We start from the raw sequence: 3,922 nt of genomic DNA, 5'->3' as shown, positions 1-3,922 counted from the left end.
GGCGATGGCTTCGGCGACGTCGGCATGCAGCCGCGCCGCAAGCGGCAGATCGGCCGCTTCCTTGTAATGCTGGTACCAGAACCGGCGCGACAGGCCATGCATCAGGCCCATCGCGCGGGAGGCGAACTCGTTGCGCGACGCCGTGGAGATCAGTGTGTTGAACTGGTGATCCAGCCGCATGAACAGCAGGTCGTCGGATTTCTCCGCTGCGCGCCGCATGCCGGCGGCGATCTGGGTGAACTGCGCGCGCTGTTCGGTGGTGGCGCGCTCGGCGGCGCCGCGCGCCATCAGCCGTTCCAGCTCGCGCCGGACTTCGAGCAGGCGCAGCTGGGCCCTGAGGTCGATCTCGGACACCAGCACGCCGCGGCGGGCCAGGATATTGACGAGGCCGTCGCGCGACAGGCGCTGCAAGGCTTCGCGGATCGGGGTTCGGCCGATGTCGAGCCGCTTGGCGAGTACGAGCTCGGAGAGCGCGGTGCCCGGCGGCAGTTGCAGCGTTACGATCAGCTCTTCCAGCTCGGCATAGGCGCGATCGGTGAGCGTGACGTCGCTTTGCGGGAGAGGGGCCGGCGCGGAACCGCGCGGCTTGTCGCCGGCGGCGGACGATTGCCGTGCCGGCCGGCGGCTCCCTGCTGCGCGCGCGCGCACCGTGCTGGATCGTTTGTTCGAATGTGCCATCAGGATCGTGAGTGCTGCTGTACAGCAGATATCTCACACGCCCGATGGCAATGACAAGGCCGGTCGATCGGCCTAAGCCAAATCGGACGGCGCGCAGCGCGCCCATCAGTGCGAAATGCTTTCCAGCGTCCGGCCGCGGGTTTCCTCGCCGAGCAACAGCACCGCGAGCGCCGCCACCACGAACGCGCCGGCGCCGAGCGCAAACACGCCGCCTTGTCCGGCGGCCGGCAGGATCACGCCGATCACATAGGGGCCGATCAGCGAACCGATTCGGCCGACCGCGGAGGCAAAGCCCGTTCCGGTGGCGCGAACATGGGTCGGGTACAGTTCGGGCGTATAGGCGTAGAGCGCCGACCACATGCCGAACAGGAAGAACTGCATGCAGAGGCCGGCGATGATGAGCTGGGTCTGGTCCGCCGCCGAGCCGTAGAAATGGCAGGCGATCGCGCCGCAGAGCAGGTTCATCACCAGCGTGGCCTTTCGGCCCCAGGATTCGACGAGCCACGCCGAGACCAGGAAGCCGGGGATACCCGCGAGCGAGATCAGGATGGTGTAGAACACCGATTTGGTGATCGGGAAGCCCTTGGCCTGCAGCAGCGCGCCGAGCCACGTGGTCAGGCCGTAGAAGCCGAGCAGCGCGAAGAACCACAGGGTCCACAACATCGTGGTCCGCTTGGCGTAGATCCCCGAAAACAGCGTTCTCAGGCCGGTCACTTCGGACGCGGGAGTGGCGGCCTGGCGCACCACCGGCGGCAGGTCCTTGCCGCCGAGACGATCGCGGACCCTGGATTCGATGTCGCGCACCGTGGCCTCGGCCCGCTCCGAATAGCCGTGCGAGGCGAGCCAGCGCGGCGATTCCGGAACGAAGCGGCGCACCACCAGCACGAAGACGGCTGGGATCGCCTGCAGGATGAAGACCCAGCGCCAGTCGGCGACCTGCAGCACGAAGTAGGTCAGTAGGCCCGACGCGATGAAGCCGAGCGGCCAGAATCCTTCGAGGAACGCGATGTAGCGGCCGCGGTTGCGTGCCGGCATGATCTCCGAGACCATCGACTGCGCGACCGGAAACTCCATGCCCATTCCAAAGCCGAGCAGCAGGCGGGATGCGCCGAGCGCGGTCGCAGTGGTGGACAGACCGCAGCACAGGCTGCCCAATCCCCAGAAGATCATGCTGACCTGGAAGACGCGGGCGCGGCCGAAACGGTCGGCGAGCAGGCCGGCGGACGCGGCGCCCACGAACATGCCGAGGAAGCTCATGCTGGACAGCAGCCCGGCTTCAGCCGTCGACAGGCCGAAGGTCTGGCGGATCGAGCCGAGCACGAAGGTGAGCGCGGCAAGGTCCATGCTGTCGAAGAACCACGCGGTCGCGATGATTCCAAAGATCCAGCGCTGATAGGAGGTCAGCGGCAGGCGTTCGAGCCGTGCCGCGATGTCGGCGACCTGCTGCGCCTGCGCGGTTCGCGCAACGGCCGGAGCCCGGCTTCCGGCTGCTGCGGTGACGTCGGAAATGGTCATTGCTGCCTCCCCAAGTGGATGCTGACGGCTCTTTTCGGCCTTTTCATAAAATGTCACACGAATAGCAGTGATATGTCAATTGAAGATCACGCGTGAATTGACGGCGGCCCGGGCTGCGGCGCCGGATGGGGCTACAAACAAATCGACGCGTGGCGCGGTCCTCCCGTGATCCGGTCGACCATGCTTGCCGCTTCGGGCATCCTGCGAAGCGGCATCAAGAGCCGGTTAACGGCATCCGGGAAATCGGGGGCTAACGGATAATCCGGCTTTAATGGGAAGCCGACTAAACGTCACGTGGTTGCAAAGTACCGGATGCCTGGAGGTATCCGATGTTGCGTCGGGCGGAGGCGTTTTCCCCATATGTCAGTTCAGGCCGATTTGGATTTTGCGAGCGACGATCGCGCGAGGGCGCAGATCGGCGCGGCGGTGAGCTATCTGCTCAGGGACGCGACCGGCGTCACGCGTGAGCATGCCGTCGAGACGATTGTCGAGATGGTGCGCGACATCGCAAGCCGGCCGCCCACTGTCGAAGCGGCATCGATTCAGCCGCTCATGAGCGGCGTCACCTATCGGGATTTTGTGATCGATGCCTACCGGCGCGATGTCGATCGCTGGCGCGCGACCATCCGCCGTTCGAACGGCAAGAAGATACGGATCGCTTCGCCGCCGTCCGTGCGCGACGAGGCGACGACCACAGCGGACGCGATCACCGCCGAGAAGGCGATCGAGTTCGCGAGGCGGGCGATCGACCTGGGCGAGGTGATCTGATCTCGCCGCCTCAAGGCTGGCCAACGCCGCAGAAGTCCGGCGATGCACTGAGCCTATGCTTGGGACGCGCGATGTGCTCCGATACGACGGTGCGCCGGTTCCGGAGCCGTCTCGTGGAGCCTTGATCCATCGTGTCCCAGCCGAGAAATGCCATGCCTTCCGAACTCCGTTCGCCTCGTCTGGCCGTCCTGATCGACGCCGACAATGCATCTGCAAAGATCGCCGATGGGCTGTTCGAGGAGATCGCCAAGATCGGCGAGGCCAGCGTGCGCCGCATCTACGGCGACTTCTCCAATCCCAGGTCCAAGGGCTGGGCCGACATTCTGTCGAAGCACGCCATTATTCCCCAGCAGCAATTTGCCTATACGACCGGGAAGAATGCATCCGATATCACCTTGGTGATCGACGCCATGGACCTGCTGCACAGCGGCCGTTTCGACGGCTTCTGCCTGGTGTCGTCGGACAGCGATTTCACCAGGCTTGCCGCCCGCATCCGTGAACACGGAATCGACGTGTTCGGGTTCGGCGAGCAGAAGACGCCGGAGAGTTTTCGGCAGGCCTGCCGCCGGTTCGTCTATACCGAGAATCTGCGCGGCGGCGCGCCGAGCAATCAGGATGCCGCCGTGCGGGCCCAGCCGTTACAGCCGCCGGAGGCCGCCACGCCCATCCTCAAGAAGATGATCGGCCAGATGGCAAGCGAGGACGGCTGGGTGACGCTTGGCGAGGTCGGACGGCAGCTCGCCAATTTCGCGTCGGATTTCGATCAGCGGACCTACGGCTTCCGCACCCTCGGCGAACTGGTTCGCAGGACCAACGCTTTCGAGATCGAGTCGAAGGGCGGGACGATGCGAATCCGCATCAAGCCATCAGCTGCACGGCCGCCAAGACGGCGAGCTCCAAGACGGCGAGCCGATCAAAAACCGCCGGAATGAACGGCGCGCAGCGCGCTCCTGTTCTGAAC

4 protein-coding genes are annotated in these 3,922 nt (G+C 65.3%); 2 read left to right on the top strand and 2 right to left on the bottom strand.

Translation table 11 applies throughout. The annotated features are described in order from the left end of the window. Positions 1-678 (bottom strand): GntR family transcriptional regulator (locus tag PMN64_RS42345; RefSeq protein WP_411785047.1); only part of this gene is annotated, 678 nt, incomplete at its 3' end. Between the two features lie 105 nt (positions 679-783). Next, a complete protein-coding gene (locus tag PMN64_RS42340) occupies positions 784-2,193 on the bottom strand; it encodes an MFS transporter (RefSeq protein WP_304499495.1) in 1,410 nt (469 codons plus the stop codon). A gap of 360 nt (positions 2,194-2,553) precedes the next feature. Between PMN64_RS42340 and PMN64_RS42335 the strand changes: the two genes are divergently transcribed. Both PMN64_RS42335 and PMN64_RS42330 read left to right on the top strand, forming a co-directional pair. Continuing rightward, positions 2,554-2,961: a hypothetical protein gene (locus PMN64_RS42335; protein ID WP_016842371.1), complete on the top strand. Its 408-nt coding sequence runs from the start codon at positions 2,554-2,556 to the stop codon at positions 2,959-2,961. A 152-nt stretch (positions 2,962-3,113) separates the two neighbouring features. Then, a complete protein-coding gene (locus PMN64_RS42330; protein ID WP_304499496.1) occupies positions 3,114-3,893 on the top strand; it encodes an NYN domain-containing protein in 780 nt (259 codons plus the stop codon). Positions 3,894-3,922: the final 29 nt, after the last annotated feature.

Source organism: Bradyrhizobium sp. UFLA01-814 (assembly GCF_046718885.1).
Lineage (GTDB): Bacteria > Pseudomonadota > Alphaproteobacteria > Rhizobiales > Xanthobacteraceae > Bradyrhizobium > Bradyrhizobium elkanii.
This window is presented reverse-complemented; position numbering and strand designations above follow the sequence as displayed.

What these genes read in the sequence shown, in the direction of transcription:
- PMN64_RS42340 (WP_304499495.1), bottom strand. Translation starts at nt 2,193, where the DNA reads ATGACCATTTCCGACGTCACCGCAGCAGCCGGAAGCCGGGCTCCGGCC.
- PMN64_RS42335 (WP_016842371.1), top strand. Translation starts at nt 2,554, where the DNA reads ATGTCAGTTCAGGCCGATTTGGATTTTGCGAGCGACGATCGCGCGAGG.
- PMN64_RS42330 (WP_304499496.1), top strand. Translation starts at nt 3,114, where the DNA reads ATGCCTTCCGAACTCCGTTCGCCTCGTCTGGCCGTCCTGATCGACGCC.